The sequence below is a fragment of the Colwellia meonggei genome, assembly GCF_057537295.1.
In genome coordinates this window covers 1,127,526-1,145,358 of sequence record NZ_BAAJLZ010000001.1, presented here as the reverse complement: position 1 = coordinate 1,145,358, position 17,833 = coordinate 1,127,526, and the positions used below count along the sequence as shown (strand labels likewise).

The 17,833-nt window shown below is 38.1% G+C and carries 18 protein-coding genes; 12 read left to right on the top strand and 6 right to left on the bottom strand.

What is annotated here, in order from left to right; all coding sequences use genetic code 11:
* Nucleotides 1–10: 10 nt before the first annotated feature.
* Genes AC27E9_RS05170 through AC27E9_RS05160 form a run of 3 tightly spaced genes read right to left on the bottom strand, consistent with a single transcriptional unit; the run spans nucleotide 11 to nucleotide 1,863 of the window.
* Nucleotides 11–766: a metallophosphoesterase gene (locus tag AC27E9_RS05170; RefSeq protein ID WP_487127901.1), complete on the bottom strand. Its 756-nt coding sequence runs from the start codon at nucleotides 764–766 to the stop codon at nucleotides 11–13.
* 2 nt (nucleotides 767–768) lie between these two features.
* Entirely contained in the window at nucleotides 769–1,227 is a 459-nt protein-coding gene (locus tag AC27E9_RS05165; protein WP_487127899.1) for a DUF1249 domain-containing protein, read from the bottom strand.
* A 6-nt stretch (nucleotides 1,228–1,233) separates the two neighbouring features.
* Complete coding sequence (locus AC27E9_RS05160; RefSeq protein WP_487127897.1) at nucleotides 1,234–1,863, bottom strand: NUDIX domain-containing protein; 630 nt, start codon at nucleotides 1,861–1,863, stop codon at nucleotides 1,234–1,236.
* A gap of 186 nt (nucleotides 1,864–2,049) precedes the next feature.
* On the opposite strand from AC27E9_RS05160, the gene tolC reads away from it, so the two are divergent.
* Nucleotides 2,050–3,381: an outer membrane channel protein TolC gene (gene tolC, locus AC27E9_RS05155; RefSeq protein ID WP_487127895.1), complete on the top strand. Its 1,332-nt coding sequence runs from the start codon at nucleotides 2,050–2,052 to the stop codon at nucleotides 3,379–3,381.
* Nucleotides 3,382–3,470: 89 nt separating this feature from the next.
* Here the strand turns inward: tolC and hldE are convergent, their stop codons facing one another.
* Nucleotides 3,471–4,898 (bottom strand): bifunctional D-glycero-beta-D-manno-heptose-7-phosphate kinase/D-glycero-beta-D-manno-heptose 1-phosphate adenylyltransferase HldE, encoded by a 1,428-nt coding sequence (gene hldE / locus AC27E9_RS05150; protein ID WP_487127893.1) that lies wholly within the window; start codon nucleotides 4,896–4,898, stop codon nucleotides 3,471–3,473.
* A 69-nt stretch (nucleotides 4,899–4,967) separates the two neighbouring features.
* Here hldE and lpxL point away from each other — a divergent pair, with 69 nt between their 5' ends.
* Together lpxL and AC27E9_RS05140 are read left to right on the top strand one after the other, a co-directional pair.
* Complete coding sequence (lpxL, locus tag AC27E9_RS05145; RefSeq protein WP_487127891.1) at nucleotides 4,968–5,906, top strand: LpxL/LpxP family Kdo(2)-lipid IV(A) lauroyl/palmitoleoyl acyltransferase; 939 nt, start codon at nucleotides 4,968–4,970, stop codon at nucleotides 5,904–5,906.
* A 51-nt stretch (nucleotides 5,907–5,957) separates the two neighbouring features.
* A complete protein-coding gene (locus AC27E9_RS05140) occupies nucleotides 5,958–6,632 on the top strand; it encodes a TcpQ domain-containing protein (RefSeq protein WP_487127889.1) in 675 nt (224 codons plus the stop codon).
* Between the two features lie 14 nt (nucleotides 6,633–6,646).
* On the opposite strand, the gene glnE is transcribed toward AC27E9_RS05140, so the two are convergent.
* Nucleotides 6,647–9,574, bottom strand: coding sequence for a bifunctional [glutamate--ammonia ligase]-adenylyl-L-tyrosine phosphorylase/[glutamate--ammonia-ligase] adenylyltransferase (gene glnE, locus AC27E9_RS05135; RefSeq protein ID WP_487127887.1), 2,928 nt, complete (start codon nucleotides 9,572–9,574; stop codon nucleotides 6,647–6,649).
* Between the two features lie 139 nt (nucleotides 9,575–9,713).
* Here glnE and AC27E9_RS05130 point away from each other — a divergent pair, with 139 nt between their 5' ends.
* From AC27E9_RS05130 to AC27E9_RS05090, 9 genes are all read left to right on the top strand, one after another.
* Nucleotides 9,714–10,691, top strand: coding sequence for a hypothetical protein (locus AC27E9_RS05130; protein WP_487127885.1), 978 nt, complete (start codon nucleotides 9,714–9,716; stop codon nucleotides 10,689–10,691).
* Between the two features lie 8 nt (nucleotides 10,692–10,699).
* A complete protein-coding gene (locus AC27E9_RS05125; RefSeq protein ID WP_487127883.1) occupies nucleotides 10,700–11,602 on the top strand; it encodes a DUF350 domain-containing protein in 903 nt (300 codons plus the stop codon).
* A 129-nt stretch (nucleotides 11,603–11,731) separates the two neighbouring features.
* A complete protein-coding gene (locus AC27E9_RS05120; RefSeq protein ID WP_487127881.1) occupies nucleotides 11,732–13,435 on the top strand; it encodes a polyamine aminopropyltransferase in 1,704 nt (567 codons plus the stop codon).
* A gap of 150 nt (nucleotides 13,436–13,585) precedes the next feature.
* Nucleotides 13,586–13,999, top strand: coding sequence for a YjfI family protein (locus AC27E9_RS05115; protein WP_487127879.1), 414 nt, complete (start codon nucleotides 13,586–13,588; stop codon nucleotides 13,997–13,999).
* Nucleotides 14,000–14,022: 23 nt separating this feature from the next.
* Nucleotides 14,023–14,712, top strand: coding sequence for a PspA/IM30 family protein (locus AC27E9_RS05110; RefSeq protein ID WP_487127877.1), 690 nt, complete (start codon nucleotides 14,023–14,025; stop codon nucleotides 14,710–14,712).
* 109 nt (nucleotides 14,713–14,821) lie between these two features.
* Nucleotides 14,822–15,460 carry a hypothetical protein gene (locus AC27E9_RS05105; RefSeq protein ID WP_487127875.1) on the top strand — a complete coding sequence of 213 codons (639 nt, stop codon included), beginning with the start codon at nucleotides 14,822–14,824 and terminating at the stop codon, nucleotides 15,458–15,460.
* A gap of 2 nt (nucleotides 15,461–15,462) precedes the next feature.
* Nucleotides 15,463–15,789, top strand: coding sequence for a hypothetical protein (locus AC27E9_RS05100; RefSeq protein ID WP_487127873.1), 327 nt, complete (start codon nucleotides 15,463–15,465; stop codon nucleotides 15,787–15,789).
* A gap of 47 nt (nucleotides 15,790–15,836) precedes the next feature.
* Nucleotides 15,837–16,337 carry a potassium channel family protein gene (locus AC27E9_RS05095; protein WP_487127871.1) on the top strand — a complete coding sequence of 167 codons (501 nt, stop codon included), beginning with the start codon at nucleotides 15,837–15,839 and terminating at the stop codon, nucleotides 16,335–16,337.
* 215 nt (nucleotides 16,338–16,552) lie between these two features.
* A complete protein-coding gene (locus tag AC27E9_RS05090; protein ID WP_487127869.1) occupies nucleotides 16,553–16,834 on the top strand; it encodes an LPP leucine zipper domain-containing protein in 282 nt (93 codons plus the stop codon).
* Nucleotides 16,835–16,907: 73 nt separating this feature from the next.
* Here the strand turns inward: AC27E9_RS05090 and AC27E9_RS05085 are convergent, their stop codons facing one another.
* A complete protein-coding gene (locus tag AC27E9_RS05085) occupies nucleotides 16,908–17,831 on the bottom strand; it encodes a L,D-transpeptidase family protein (RefSeq protein WP_487127867.1) in 924 nt (307 codons plus the stop codon).
* Nucleotides 17,832–17,833: the final 2 nt, after the last annotated feature.

Sequence of the window (17,833 nt, the reverse complement as noted above, 5' to 3'; positions counted from 1 at the left end):
TTGGCAGCTTTTAAAGAAAGAACACTTCACTAGAAAGTTGTTTATTTTCTTTTAGGGTAAAACACTGAAAACCAGGCCCTTGACCATTCTTTGCAACCGTATCACTGTGTTTATCGAATTGAATTGAAGTTGCAGGACAAGTAAATAAAGGAACATTTTTTGCCGGTAGAGTTATTGGCAATGTTAATGCTTGATGAACATGACCACAACCAACAGCAGCGATTGAGGAATGTTCATTAATAAACTGATGAAACCGCGTTTTATTTTTTAATCCGTGGCGGTCGATAAAAAAACCAACATTGACTGGATGGTGATGCATCAACAATAACTGAGCCTTGTTACCATTAATTTCACCATTGAGTTTATCAAGCTGCTGTTCACTAACAAAACCAGCCGGTGTTTCACTTTTACTCGCCACTAACAATATTTGCCAACTTGTAGTTTCAATGATGTTACCTTGATGGAATGGTTTCGCTGCTAGATATAGCTCTAAAAGTTCAGGCTCATCATGGTTACCCGCTAAAAAATAAACTGGAGTTGTGATTTCAGCAGTCTCGAAAGCGCTGACAAATAATTGGTAAGACTCTTCACTATGATCTTGTGTTAAGTCGCCAGTAAAAACGATAACATCAACTCGATCTAACTGTTTAATCCGCTGCAAAACATTAACTAAATTTGAATAAACATTACACCCATGATGTAACCCCGCTGAATGCGAAAACAAATGACAATCTGTTATTTGTGCGACAATAAGCTCTACTGTCATGCCTATTGATTCTTAGTGGTGGTGAAATTGACTTGACCCAATTGCAAGCATAACTGTAACCATTCTTTTAAGAAAAAGTTAATTTGCTGTTTTTCATCAGGTAAATGCATTTTGTCATTAGGATAATCGTAACGAGGCTTAATTTGCTTTACATCTTGATTACTTATCACTTCTGCCATACGCGCATCATGATATAAACGAATAACCATTTTGGGACGAAATAATGCGGCTAAATTATAACCCTTAATACTGGCTTCCTGGCTAATCGTTATTAATGTGGTGTAACGAGTCACTTCATTAACTAACACTCGGTAGCTAAGAAAGTCCGAAATGAAAAAACAGCGCTGTTCGCCCGCTTGTTCTTTATCAGCAAGAATTCGCAACAGCAACATGTAATTAATCTCGCAAAGCGACATTAATGTTGGTAAATGGGGACGATATTTTTTTAACGCAGCTGGCATTATCTTTTATCTAGTTTTGAATTTGTCTAAGTTAAGCTCTAACCATTGTAACGCAATAATAGTGGCGGCATTAGGTATTTTTCCATCATTTAAAAGCTTGGTTGCCTCTATTCTTGGCATCACGTGTACTAAAATATCTTCTCCTTCGCAAGCAAGACCATGTACACCAGAAAAGTTCTCACTAGCAACAGTTGCACAATAGAGGTGAATACATTCACTCATGCCACCCGAGCTTGATAAATAATTCATCACCTTAGTCATATTCTTTGGCAAAATAGTTAAATCAGCTTCTTCTTTCGCTTCTCGAATCGCAACCTCCTTCGGCTGTTCATTTGCACCAAACATACCGGCAATAAGCTCTAATTGCCAAGGTCCAAACTCGCTGCGCAGCGCGCCTGGACGAAATTGTTCTATAAGCACTACAGTATCTAAAATAGGGTCATAAGGTAGTACCGCGACCGCATCACCACGCTCAAATACTTCTCTGGTTAGCATTTCACTATACCCGCCTTGATAAAGTTTGTGACGGAACTGATACTCATCAAGCGCGAAGAAGCCCTGATACTTTCGTGTTTTGCTAACAATTTCAACATCACTATTGTTAAAACGTAACAACGGCTCTTTCGCTGATTTCATAGGTAAGTCCTGACTGATGTTAAAAAATTTTCTGGATGATTTCTTCGTTACACTAGCACTTAACATTTTGTTACACTAGAATACTTCGGTAAACACTTATTTTATTTAGCTAATTCCTTATTCACGTTAAGATAGTTACAATTAGAAAAATAATACCAAGTTCAATATTAAAGGGATCGCTCCAACATGAGAAAAACAATAACAGCACTATTTATTGGCATTGCCTGTGCTGCAAGTAGCTCTTTAGCTAATGCCGAAGATTTATTATCAGTATACCAGCAAGCACAAGCGAATGATCCAGTAGTTCTTGGAGCACACGCTCAATATCTAGCGACAAAAGAAGGCATTGATCAAGCTCGTGCGACTTTATTACCACAACTGAGTGGTTCGGTTTCATTCACCGATGGCGAAAGCGAGCGTTTAAATGATGCTGGCCAAATAATGACTCTTGATTCTGAAGATTTCACTTACGGCGCAAATCTTAGTATGGAGATATATCGTCATTCAACATGGTTACGCTTAGACAATGCGAAGAAACTTGCACACCAAAGTGATATTTCATACCAAGTAGCAAAACAAGACTTAATTGTTCGCGTGACTGAAGCATACTTTAACGTGCTAGGCGCAAAAGATGATTTGGAATTCTCAGTTGCAGAAAAAGCGGCTATTGAGCGTCAACTAGAACAAACAAAGCAACGTTTTTCAGTTGGTCTAACAGCAATTACTGATGTTCATGAAGCTCAAGCACAATACGATAATGCCGTAACAGAAGAAATTAGAGCAGAAAATAATGTATTTAATGCTGAAGAAGCGCTACGTGTTATCACTAACGTTTATCCACGCGATTTAAGCATTTTAAATACCGAACGTTTTGGCACCTCTCGCCCATCTCCTGACAGTGCAAATGAGTGGCAACAAACCGCTGAAGCGAAGAATTTAGATTTAATAGCACAGAAAATTAATGTTGATATTGCTAAAGAAAATATTAATATCGCTAAAGCAGGTCATTACCCATCACTTGATTTAAATGGCAGCATTAGCTCTTCTGATACTGATATAAATAGTGTTAACTCACCAGCACTAGATAGTCACTCAATTGGTGTCACCTTAACAGTGCCAATTTATTCTGGTGGTGCAATTTCTAGTAGTGTTCGCCAAGCTCAAAGCAATTATGTTGTAGCTAGCCAAAACATGGAACAGTCACATCGTAACGTTGTGCGCAATACGCGTAATGCCTACAACACAGTTATTGCCGCGGTTTCAGCAATTAAATCTTTAGAGCAATCTGTAGTGAGTGCTGAAAGTGCTTTAAAAGCAACCGAAGCAGGCTTTGAAGTAGGTACACGTACAATTGTTGATGTATTAAACAGTACTCGTAACTTATACAATGCCAAAAGAAATTTATCGTCTACTCGCTATACATACATTCAAAACGTATTAGCACTTAAACGAGCTGGCGGTACAATTACTGATCAAGACTTAGCCGATATAAACAAAGGTTTAATGGCTGCGAAATAGGTTATATAACTGAATTTCTGATAAAAAAAAGCACTCTAAGGTGCTTTTTTTATTTAGATATTTTCACTTTATTAGCAAGAGGTAAAGTATTAGTCTTCTTGCTTTATCGCGTTAATAATATTGGTGGTTGAAATACCATCTTCAAAATTTAGTACTTTTACTTCACCACCTGCAGCCAATACCTCTTCACCACCAGCAATTTCTTCTATTTTATAATCCCCACCCTTCACCAAGGTATTGGGTAAAATATTAGCAATCAGACGCTGTGGTGTATCTTCCGTAAATGGTACAACCCAATCAACAGCACCTAAACCAGCAAGAACTGCCATTCTGCGGTCAACAGGATTAACTGGGCGACCAGGCCCTTTCAATCGTGTTACTGAGGCATCATCGTTTACTGCAACAATTAAGCGACTCCCTAACGTTTTAGCATTATTTAAATACGAAACATGGCCAGCATGTAAAATATCAAAACAACCGTTCGTCATAACAATATTCTCACCACGGGCTTGCGCAAGCTCAACAGCAATTTTTAGCTGTTCTTCTGACATCACACCAAAACCACTTTCTTGCCCTGAGGACAATTCAGCTCTTAGTTCTGTCTCACTAACTGTCGATGTACCTAGTTTACCGACTACAATACCTGCGGCAATATTTGCCAAAGCACTGGCTTGAGTAAACTCTGAATTTGCCGCTATCGCCAAGGCAAGTGTTGCAATAACGGTGTCGCCAGCACCGGTAACATCATAAACTTCTCGAGCCTGGGTTGGTAAATGAAATTCTTCGTGATCATGACGTAGTAAAGTCATACCTTGTTCGCTTCGTGTCACCAACATTGCCGTTAAATCTAATTCTTTTAACAATGCTTGTCCTTTGCTAACAATTTCAGCTTCGCTTTTACAGTGACCAACTACAGCTTCAAATTCCGATAAGTTTGGCGTAATTAAAGTTGCACCACGATAGCGTGAAAAATCAGTGCCTTTTGGGTCAACTAACACTGGCACGTTATGGGCTTTTGCTGCTTGAATTAAGCTCTGAACATCTGACAAAGTACCTTTGTCATAATCGGATAAGAGCAAAAGATCGTGATCAGCAACTAACGCTTTAGTTTGTGCTAATAGTGGCTTTTTATCTGCATCAGCAAATGATTCTTCAAAATCTAAACGCAATAATTGCTGGTTGCGGCTCATTACACGCAATTTAGTAATCGTTGGGTGCGAGGATGATTGTAAAAACTGACAATTAATATTCATTGCCGATAAATGGCTCTGCAAGGTGTTTGAGGCTTCATCACTACCTGTCATTCCTGTTAGAGTTACTTGACCATTTAATGAAGCAATATTCAAGGCAACGTTAGCGGCTCCACCAGGTCGGTCTTCGTCTTGTTGTATTTTTACAACTGGTACTGGAGCCTCGGGAGAAATTCGCTGAGTTGGCCCATGCCAATAGCGATCTAACATGATGTCACCAACAACTAAAACGCGCGCTTTTTCAAAAGCGGGAATATCTACTTTCATCCTGTGCCCTATAACAGATATAATAAGCAATATTGTAACACAAGCAATTCAATGAGTTGAAATCATCCCGTGAGTAAAAATAAAGTTTTACAGCCAAATTTTAAAATATCATTCCTTTTACCTAAGTATTGGTTCACTTGGCTTGGGGTACTTATTCTCTATACCATTTCTTGGCTCCCCTACCGATTTCAACTGTTTCTAGGGAAAATGATTGGACGCCTACTTTATAAAGTGGGCTCAAGTCGTAAAAAAGTTGCTCTTAGAAATTTGGAACTATGTTTTCCAGATATGCCTGACGCTGAGCGACAAACTATGCTCAAGAGAAATTTTGAAAATACAGGTATCGCTCTGCTAGAAACTGGCATGGGCTGGTGGTGGCCAAATTGGCGCGTAAAGCGCAAGACAAAAGTTATAGGTTTAGAACATATCGAAAAAGCACAACAAGAAGGTAAAGGCATCTTGTTACTTGCTATGCATTATTTAAGTGTAGAAATTAATTGTCGTGGCATTGGCTATGGTCACCCTATGGTGGTTTTTTATCGTCCACACAATAATCCGTTAATGGAATACTTTCAATTTAGAGGACGAGGTCGTTCAAATAAATATATGTTAGGTAAACGCGATGTGAAAGGCCTAATTCGTGCCTTGCATGATGGCGAGGCCTGTGTATATTTACCTGATCAAGACTATGGCCGTAATCGCAGTGTTTTTGTTCCTTTCTTTGCAGTACCGGAAGCTGCATCAACTACAGGCACGTTAATTTTCGCAAGACAAAAAAATACTCAAACTCATATGCTGATTCCAACACGAAATGACGATGGCAGTGGTTATACTTTAGAAATTAAGCCTATGCTGGAAAACTTTCCAACTGGCGATGATACCGCCGATGTACTGCGCGTAAACCAAGAATTGGAAAAAGCCATAATGGTTAAACCAGAACAATATATGTGGCTACACCGTCGCTTTAAAACTAGACCTAACGAAGATGACCCATCATTGTATAAATAGGCATTGTTAGTTATGGTATAAGTAAAGATGTAACATAAATATAAAAAACTTATGAATTTTTGGCTACGTAATATTATTTTAGGAGCAATTTTAGTCGGTTTAGCAACAGCTTTGTTGATGAATCAAGAATTGCTATTTTCATTTAGCCAAGACGCTGCCGACGATATTTCTGAATTGACAGACAACTCACCACCGCCAGCAATGGTTGATAAAGAAGAAAAATCAGTTGTGCGACCAGCTAAAAACTCCAATGCCGCAGCTGAAGGCCTTTCTCGATTCTATGCTAATTTGCATGGCGATGATGAAAAGGGCCCTAAAGTAAGAAATAATATTGTTTACCTTCCTGATCCAAAAGGTGATTTAGAAAAAATACTCGAAGCTAGGCGCCTAATTACCAGGCCACTACGTAGAAATTGGACAGGAAGAACCAATAATCACCCATTTCGCTTAGGGGAAACCTTATTCCAAAAGCTTTCAGAATACGCACAAGATAACGGTTTAGAAATTATTTGGTGGCTTAATCGTGATTACTTAGTTAAAGATGCTTTTCGTGTTAATAAAGATATTCTCACGACTGCCTACCAAGTAGGTAAAGCGGTAGAAGGCCACTTTGAAAATGGCCTCAGTATTTATTTTTGTAATCAGCAACGTGCTATTGTGTTGATAGAGTACACCATTCCTTATTTAGAAAATGAGTGTATTTTACTTCCTAAATCACGCCGTTAATCTGAAACAAGTAGTTAGCTAAATACTTTACTTATAATCGGTAAAATACTGTGAAAGTCAGTTTCAAACTTCGCATTATCAATCACCTGCTCACTATTTTGCAGTGTCGCGTGATGACCAAAGTCTCGCAATTTGCAATAATTAGCAACTAATATCAGTTGCTCATTTTCTGTGATCTGGCTTAATTTAGCTAAGTGTTTTAACAAACTAATATTGTCTGAATATTCGCTTAATTCTGGATGCTCTGCACTAGCGGATAGCACTAAGTATTGAACAAAGAACTCTATATCAACTAAGCCGCCACGCCCTTGTTTAATATCAACCTGCTGCGATGAGGATTTATCTAGATGACTACGCATTTTATCGCGCATTTGTTGGACATCAGTTAATAAAGAAGCAGTTTCTCGTTTAGTCGACAATACCTGACGTTTTATTTTCAAAAATTCTCCGGTTAACACATCACTACCGTAAATAATCCGTGTACGCACCAATGCTTGATGTTCCCATGTCCAAGCATCATTTTTTTGATAATGTGCAAAAGTGTCGATATGCACCATTAATAAGCCAGCATTGCCCGATGGCCTTAACCGCATATCTAGCTCATACAAAATTCCGTTCGCCATACGCGTGTTAAACAGGTGCATCATGCGCTGAGCTAACTTTAAATAAAATTGGCCTGAGGTAATTTGTTTTTCACCTGTGGTTAACTCCGTCAAATCCGCATCATGAACAAACACTAAATCCAGATCTGAGCTATAGCCTAACTCGATGCCACCAAGCTTACCATAACCAATAACAGCAAAGCCTTTATCTTGAGTTCCATCTTTACTTGCTGGTACACCAAACCGTTGAGTTAGCTGCTGCCAAGCTAAATTTGCGACCTCTTCAACAGTGGCTTCCGCTAAAGCAGTTAAATGTTCGCTAACTTCCGTTATCGGCAATATGCCAGAAATATCAGCCGCAGCAATACGTAATTGTTTAATTTGTTTAAATTGCCGTAGAGTGATCATTTGTGCTTCTTGATCTTCCTCTGGCACTCTCAACATTAGTTCACGCAATTCTGCGCTATAAGAACTTAACTGTGGCGCTTGATGAAACAATTTCGGATCAATTAATTCATCTAAAAGTATAGGATGTTTGGCGATGTGCTCTGCCACCCAGCTACTGTTATGACACAAGTGAATTAAGTGTTTTAGCGCCCCCTCATTTTCAAAGAGCAATTCTAAATATGCCGTACGTGTGGCAATAGTTGTTAATACCGTCAATACACGTACTAAAGTTTGTTCGGTTAATTTTAAATTCGCAATATGCCAAATAAGACTCGGAATTAATTTATCTAATACCTGTCGACCGCGATTTCCCATGCTACGTTTACTCATTTCATGGCGAAACTCTTTGAGTGCAGACCACAATTTTTCATTATTCCAACATGGTACTTCATCATTGGTGCTTAATAACTGTGGGGATTGTTCAATCCAGTTAATAGACTCTTCATCTTCCCATTGACTATCCCATAATGTTGTCCAATATTGATCAACAGCTTGTCTATTGGGGCTTTCTTCACCAATTAGCTCACCAAACTGCTGGTGGACTCCTTGCATGTGTGCAACCAGCTCTTGCAAAAAACTCTGCCAATCAGTGCAATTTGCATCAGCAAGAATCGAAATAATACGTTGTTGGTCTAAATTATTATCTGGCAAGGTTTGTGTTTGCTGGTCAGCTAGTGCTTGAATAATATTTTCAACACGTCGTAAAAAACGATAACTTTTAGTTAATATTTGCGCGCTTTGCTGGTTAATTTCACCATATTTAACCAATAACGGCAGTACTGTTAATAAATTTCTATGTTGGAGCTCTGTTACTCGGCCACCTCGAATCATTTGAAAAACTTGTACAATGAACTCAACTTCACGAATACCACCAGCGCCAAGTTTAATATTATTGTTAAGTTGCTTACGCCTCACCTCTTGGGCAATCATCGCTTTCATACGTCGTAAGCTATCAATCACACTAAAATCGATATAACGTCGATAGACAAAAGGTCGCAGCATAGCCGAAAGTTGACCATGGTATTTCCCTTGCCCAATCAAGCGGGCTTTCAACATGGCGTAACGTTCCCAATCTCGCCCTTGGTCTTGGTAATAGTTTTCCATGGCATTGAAAGACAAAACCAATGGGCCACTTTCACCAAATGGACGTAAACGCATATCCACTCGATAAACAAACCCATCAGCGGTTTTTTGATGCAATGCTGTGATTAGCTTTTGGCCAAGGCGAGTAAAAAATGTTTGATTATCTATGCTACGTCGAACACCTTGAGTTTCACCAGATTCAGGATAAACAAAAATTAGATCGATATCGGAAGAAAAATTTAGTTCCTCACCACCGAGTTTCCCCATGCCATAAACTAAAAGTTCTTGCTCCTGCCCTTCACTGTTAGCTGGTACTCCCCATTTACTTTGACAAAAATGACTAAGCCAATTTTTTGCCGCAAGAATTAGGCTATCCGCTAGAAAAGACAGACGCTTTAGCGATTCATCAAGGCTAACATTTAAAAAGAAATCACCAACAGCAATATGGACCATTTGTTCTAAACGAAATAAACGTAAACAACGATGTAATTGCTCTTCAGTTTCACAGCCTTTTAATTTTTCGGTAATGAGATTACTGTATTCTGGTGTACTATGAGTGAGTAGCTGCTCACTTTCAAAGAGTTCCACCACTAACTCTGGAGCCTGTAATGCACTGCGTAAAATAAAGTCACTTAAGCCTAAAGCATTTTTAAAAAGTACCTGCCGACTTTGTGAGAGTGTTTTAGCAATATCAGGATATTGTTGATAAAATTGTTGCCAACTAGCATTGCTTTGCTGTTCAACTATGCTTGAAGTAGTGGAATTAGAAGAATATGGCACATTACCCTCAATAAAACTATTTCTGCCCATTAAGTATCACTATTCGCTAACTAAATACTCAACCAAATGGGGAAGTGAAAATTAATTGCTCTGATATCACTAAAACAATAGACATAATATGTCATAAGTGATATTAATAAATGATAACCATAGCATTTTTGAGGACACTATGGCAGAAATGCAGCCACTAAAATCACTTATATTTTTGCTTATTTTATTGCTTTCCGCATGTGGAGATCCAGTAAAAGAACAAATAACCCAACAAACGCCAATAACTGAACAACGTATTGAATTACTTGCTCAAGCATTAGCTGACGGACAAGTTCGTAATGCTAATTTAATCAAGCAATATGCAGAAAGGCTGCTAGCGGACAAGCCCAGTTACAAACCGCTAATAGATGAATTTATTAAAGATACAGGTACACAAGGCCCAATGTACCAAGCTTTAGTTGATCGTCTCAATACTATAAAGAATCAGCCGCAAATGTTTGCCAATTCACAAGCGATTTATGATGAATTGTTAAATCTTTATCAAGCTGCCGATCCAGTTTTATATTCTGATGCCCTAAGTGATCCACTTAATGTCTTAGCAGATATGTCTGAAGGCACATTACCACGCGTAAATTCGATGTCAAAAACACAAAGCATGGCAGCGAATAAAGCACAGGATTTTGGCACAGGTGAACAGTTAATTGGTAACCCAGCTTACGGCAGCTGGACTACTGGCTCTAACGGCATGTCTTTCTGGGCGTGGTACGGTATGTATTCTATGATGGGAGATTTATTTGGCTCTCGACGTACATATTATAACGACTGGGGGCGTAGCCGAAATTATAGCTACTATAATGACTATGGCCGTAAACGTTATAGTTCACCTAGCCAATTAAGAAAACAAACTGATATTGATAACCGCACTCGTAAATCATTTCAAAGTCGTGGGCAAAAATACACCAGTACTTATAGTAAAAATAGAACCGGTGCTTCTAGCATTTCTAGTCAAAGTAAAAACGCGCAAACCAGTGCTAATCGCTTTGCCAGCAAAACAACGAATAAAAGTACTTATGCGAAATCAAGCAAAAGTACCAAAAATGCGAGCTTTAGAAATAGCAAAAGTACAACATCACGTAGCTTTCGACGTGGCAAGTAGGAATTAATATGAATACATTTATTGAAATAACTGGCTTAACCCAAGAATTATTAATTTTCTTAGCAATCGATATTGCCATCGCAATTGTACTACTCGGTGCTATGCGTTTTATTAGTGGTTTATCGGCACAAGTTAACTCTACCGACGAACTAGCAAAAGAAGATAATTTTGCCTTTGGCATTAGTGTAGCGGGGAGTGTTGCCGCGTTAGGTATTGTGCTAACAGGCGCGATTACCGGCGAAAATGCTGATAGTTACTTAATGGAAGCCGTAGGTATGGCTAGTTACGGTATTTTTGGTTTAATTCTAATTAAAGTTGGCCGCGTATTTCACGACCGCTTCGCATTAAACAAAATTGATAAAAATGCTCAGATTAAAGCTCAAAACATTACAGTGGGAATAGTTGATGCATCTGGTGCTATCGCAACTGCGATTATTATTCGTGCAGTACTGTTATGGGTGTATGGATTAGATATTAATACTTTTACTGCTATTGCCGCCGGTTTTATTGTTTCTCAAGCAATGTTGGTGTTAGTCACTCGTATTAAAGAACGCCAATATGCTGCCAATAACCAGAATGCCAGTATGCAAAGCGCTTTTGCCGAAGGACAAATAGCTTTAGCTATTCGTTATGCTGGACAAGTTATTAGTACTGCTCTTGCCGTAACTGCAGCAAGCCATTTTCTAACTTACAGCCCTGAAACCTTAATGATAAATCTGGTTGGCTGGCTAGTTTTCGGTATTATCATGACAATTCTTGTCGCATTACTAACATCTATCGCCAAACGCTTAGTATTAATGGGTATTAACCTAGTGGAGGAAGTTGATCAACAACATAATATTGGTGTTGCCTGTGTAGAAATGGCCATTAGTATTTCAATTGCGTTAATTTTAACGGCACTAATGTCATAATTGGTCAGTGATTTAAAGCCTTAGTCAATGAACTGTTTAAGCCCTAAGCTCGGGCTTAAATAGTCTTTACCAAAATACTCAAATAATAGACTCATCTTCCCTACATGTTAAAAGCCAGGAATTACCACAATGAGCACTAGAAATCGCCTCTGGGATGATGTTCTTCTTATTCTAACAATGGCCGTATTAGCAGGCTGCGGGCTTATTTACGAATACTTATTATCACATTATGCTGGTCGTGTACTTGGCATAATGGAAAGCACTATTTATGCAATGATAGGCTTAATGATTGTTGCTATGGGTTTAGGAGCTTTTGCTGCTAGAAAAATTCAATGTGCGTTTAACGGTTTTGTTTGGTTAGAGCTCGCTATCGCTTTTTTAGGTAGCGGATCAATACTAATTATTGGCGGCCTAATCGCCCTTACGCAAACATTCCCTGAAATATTAGGACAAATGTTTAACTTACCACCTGACGCCTACCCTCGCGGTGGCTTATTTAAGCAATTGAGCTTTATTGCCTTTAACAGTCCTTATTTCTTCGGCCTTATTTTGGGCTTTTTTATTGGTATGGAAATACCATTGATCGCCAGAATACGTGAAGAAATACATCAAAAACACTTGAAACATAATTTAGGTACTATTTATGGTGCTGACTATGTTGGTGCCGGTATAGGTGCAGCAATTTGGGTAGTGTTTTTACTGACTATCGACATCAGTAAGGCCAGTGCATTAACCGCTGCATTAAACCTACTTGCCGGTAGTGTTTTTGTAATTTATTACTGGCAAAAATTAAACTGGCGTAAAACGCTAATCTCTGCTCATATTGTTCTCTTTGTCGCCATCATCGCTATTTATCAATTTGGTAATTCTTGGTTAAGCCAAATGAGTAACTTATTGTACTTAGATAAAGTTGTTTATAGCGATAAAACACGTTATCAACAGCTAACATTCACCGAGCGAAATATAGGTGCAATGCAAGATAAAGTGATTAATTTTTACTTAAATGGTCGCTTACAATTCTCATCATCTGACGAATTTATCTACCACAGCTACCTCGTTAGCCCTGTATTAGCGGGTTCAGCAAGACAAGAAAATATTTTAATTGTTGGTGGCGGTGATGGACTAGCGCTTCGTGATGTACTGCAATGGCAACCGAAGAGAGTTACCTTAGTTGATTTAGACACAGAATTAATTAACTTATTTAAATCACCTAATGAAAAACTGCCTAAGCAATTAGCAAATAGCATTACGTCGTTGAATAAGGCGAGCTTGCAAGACAAGCGTGTTGAAATAATTTCCGCCGATGCCTTTATTGCTATCGATAAACTTTTGCAAAACAACGAGAGTTTTGACGCTATTATTGTTGATTTACCTGATCCAAGCCATCCAGATCTAAACAAACTTTATTCCGTTAACTTTTATGCTCGTTTAAAGCAATTGCTCGCAGGAGACGGCTTAATTGGAATTCAGTCGGCAAGCCCTTATCACGCAAAAGATGCCTTTATTGCAATAGGGAAAACCGTCGATGCGGCAGGCTTTTCATCTGTTCAACAATATCACGACAATGTACCTAGTTTTGGCGAGTGGGGTTGGACCATTGCTAGTAAAATAGGTGCAGCGCCATTGACTCGTTTAACAAAGTTGTCGAAATTACCCGTTCAACACCATTGGTTAACACTGCCTATGGTAATTAATGCCTTTGATTTTTCACGCGACTTTTATCAAAACCAAGCAAGTATCCCTATTAACTACTTAGGCAGTCATGCTATTTATCAGCTGCATCAACAAGCATGGCAAGACCAACAAGGCTTAAATAATGCTCATTTACAATAAAATAAAGTGAGTTATGATGATAAAAATGAAAATAAGCGCTTGACATATTATGTCTTGATGCTAAATTAACCCTACACGACATATTATGTCGTCAAGTAAAAAACATCACAAAGTGTTTTTTACGCTACTTATTTAAACATGAGGAAAAACATGAATATTCATAAGATAGCTGATTACCTAAATACATTGGCAGACGAATCACATACCGGGATGGTTTTTGATTGCCAGCCAATAACAGGTGAAGTTGATGTGTTACAAATTACGGTACTTGGCCGTGAAGAACTACCAATTTTTGTTTCGGTTACTGACGACCAAATTTTATGTATTACTTACCTTTGGGGTCAGGATGAAGTTAAGTCAGATAAAATCAATGAAATGCATGTCAGTATGCTGGAAATGAATATTCCAATGCCACTGTCGTCATTTTCTAAAATTGGTGATAAGTATGTCATTTTTGGCGCACTGGCCATTAGCTCGACATTTGATGATATAGAACATGAACTAGCAGTATTAAGTAACAATGCGCTAGAGATTATTGACGATATGAGTGATTACTTAATTTAAGCAGCCACTGTAGGAGTATTAATATGAGTATTTTTAAAAAAATTATGACCGCAATCCGTGGTGGCGCAACAGAAGTTGGTGAAGCCATTGTTGATTCAAATGCAACACGTATATTCGAACAAGAAATTCGTGATGCTGAAAACCACTTAACTAAAGCAAAACGCGACCTAACCGGCGTTATGGCTCAACAAATGTCTTCAAGCCGTGAAGTTGACCGTATCAAGCGTGAAGTTACTGAGCATGAAGGCTATGCAGTACAAGCTTTAGAAAAAGGTGATGAAACACTTGCTCTTGCTGTGGCTGAGAAAATTTCAGCTTTAGAAAGTGAACTAACAACACAACAGCAAGCACTAGACAGTTTTCAAGGTAATGCTGAGCGTTTAAAAGAGTTAGTGAAAAAGAGTGAACGCCAAGTTGCTGAATACAAACGTCAATTGTCTATGGTGAAAACCACTGAAAGCGTACAAAAAGCAACTTCCGCTATCACAGATAATTTTTCATCAAGTAACTCTAAACTACTTAATGCGAAAGACTCATTAGAGCGCATTAAAGCTAAGCAACAAAAATTTGATGACCAAATGAAAGCTGCTGAAGTTTTAGAATCAGAAAATTCAGATAGCTCATTGGAAGCAAAATTGAAAGAAGCGGGCATTGGTGCTAACGATAACAACGCGAACTCTGTTTTAGAGCGTTTAAAAGCTAAACAGAAATAATTTACCAACCTTTTACACCGCTTTTCATCATAGATGTTAAGCGGTTTTTTCGTTATAGATCACATAAATTGAACAACAACGATAAATAGATAATTTTTAGGAGAGACCCTTGAGTTTTTTTAAACGAATGTTTAACAAGCCAGTTGAAGAGCGCAAGCTAACTAATGTTAAAGACCTGACTCAAGGTGATATTTTAGTTATGTCTGATAGTTTTGGACTTCCTGAAAACCTTAGAACAAAAGAATTTCAAGTAAGTGCGGTTAACAGCTATGAATTTGAGCATAACACCCAAACCGAGTGGGTTTTAACCGGTAATAATGACCTAGAACTATATTTAACCTTAGATGAAGATGATAAAACTTACTTAAAATTTTCATTAAAAATATTACACCAAGACGTAGAAAGTCTATTTGACCTTGAACAGTTCTCAGCGATTTTTGATGAACCAGGCAACGCTCAAATTGAGCGACAAAATGACACCGGTACTACCTCAGGTTGGAGTGACGAAATATATCGTCAAAGTGTTTTTGCTAAAGTTGGTTTTTTCCATCGTAAAGATCATCGAAAAAATACTTTATCACCTTATGAAGGCAAAGACAGTGGTGAACAATTTGAACTTTATAGCTTATACAATGAAGATCAAGATAAAGGCATCGACATTGAAGTATGGCAAGATGGTGATACCGAAGTGTTTTTAACATTATTTAAAGCTACTACCGATATTGTTGATATGTACCCAGGAAGCTAACTGTGTCTAGAAAATTACCCGAAAAGTGGCAGTCATCCGTAAAAGCAGTAAAAGCTGTACAAGTTGCCTTTGATATGGATGAAAAAATTCAGTTGTCCATAAGAAAGCAAGCGTTAGAAGCCGGAATTAGCCCTTCTGAACAAATTAGAGATATTTTAGGCTTACCAACCAATAAGCGTCCAAAACGCCCGAGATTAACGGTAAGTTTGTCACCAAGTGATTATGACTTGTTAGCTGAGAAATATAACTTAACTGCTGATCAACAGCTTGAAATTAAGAAGAAGTTAATGGATGATTTAATTCATTATGTTGAAGAGTCATTAAATTAACCTTCAACTGAACATAATTTAGCTATTTTAACATTAAGAGATAAACAATGATCGTCGTACAAAAAGCCATGGAAAAAAGTAATTTATACCGTATTGATGAATTCGGGGTAAAAAATTACAACTATGGCTTTATCGGTATTGTTTCTTTTACTTTGTTTCTATTCTTAAACCTTACTCTAGGTTATATCACCTACCAAGCGGAGGTTGGACTTGAGTTTTCGCCTGTTCAAAGTTACAGCGACGCTATTTGGTTAATGGTAATGTCATCAACAACAATTGGTTTTGGTGATGTATATCCAATCACCTTAATCGGCAGAATATCAGTTTTTATTATGTTTATTCTTGGTGTTGGTATTTTAGGTGGTATGGGTGCAGTGTTTGTCAATAAAGTATTTGGTTTTGCTGATACCAATATAAAAAACCGTGAATTGAGAAAACAAAATGCACAAATTATTGAACAAAATGGAGAAATATCAAAGAAGCTGTCAAAACTTGAGCAGCAAATTGAACGCTTAGCTAAAGCACAGAACAACAACTCAAGCACTTAACCAATTCATTTACAGCTGCTAGTGCCTGTAAATAACAATAAAATCAGAGTCGAACTCCCCCAAACCTCTTACATATATTAATGTGAGTTTTTGTACACAAGTTTCAATGTAGTTTTACACTCCCATCATATTTTCACAAAAATAACGGCTAGCAGTCAGCTATTTATGTGTCATACTGACATTGGAATAACAATGACTTAAACAGGGAAAGCACTATGCGATTAAAAACCATCACATTAACAGCAATAATTATATCTATTTCTGGTTGTGCCAATAATTCAGCTTTAGAAGAAAACATTGCCCGCTTAAATCAAAAAGTAGATAACCTTACTGAGCAAGTAAATAGCTTATCATCGCAAACACAGGCGATGTCATCAGAAGTAACTGAGCTTGGTGCGGTGCAAGAAATGACCAATGATACGGTATCTGAAACTAAAATGGCTGTAGACAAAGCCAATGAGCGCATTGACAACATAGTGGCTAGTTATAAAAAATAATTTAATTCAAGTCATGTAAACACCGTAAGATACACACCATTAGCGTAATTATCTTACGTTTATGGTGTGCATATTACCTGACTAACTCAGTTACAAGTCCTTTCGGAGTCGCAACTTGTTCAGCAAATAACTGTAGATTTTCAGTTTTATCACCAACAAAGCGCCGCACAGAGTCTGAAATTACAAGTTTAGAGCCTCCACTATCCGTGGTTAATGGGCTATGAACTTCAATTAACTTTTTATTGAACTCATATGATAACTTTATGTTTTGCTCGACGATACGCACTGGCGTGCCAACTTCTACGTGTTCAAAAAGCCATTTAATATCTTCATCATATAAGCGAATACAACCAGAGCTTGCACGCATACCAATTCCAAAGCGTTGGTTAGAGCCATGTAATAAAAAAACACTGCTACCTAAGCGCAAAGCAAATTTGCCGAATGGGTTATTTGGTCCCGCGGGAACCTCATCAGCAAGTTGCCTTCCATGTTGCGCTAAGTAACGCGCTTTCATTTCTTTTGTTGGTCGCCATACCGGGTTTGCTCTTTTTTCACTGATATAACTTACGGTATTAGGGGTTGCTAGCCCTTGGCGACCAATACCAACAGGAAATACATGAACACTTTTACCATTAGGTGGGAAGTAATATAAGCGTAACTCGGGTAAGTTAATGATTATCCCTTCTCGTTTGCCAAAAGGCAGCAACATTTCATTGGGAATAACCAATGATTTACCTATTTCTGGTAAGAAAGGATCGATATTAGGGTTCGCTGCCATTAAAGCAAGAAAACCAACATTATATTTCTCAGCAATCTCTTGGAAATAATCACCTTTAGTAACGGGATGGTATTCAAGCGCGCCAAGCAATCGAGAATTGTCATTTGGCAGTTTATATTCTTTAGTGTAACCCAACTGCCCTATAAGCAAGTACCAACTGACCAAGAACGCCGATTTTACAAGTAAAAGCATTTCAATACGCATACTATTCGGAAGCATGA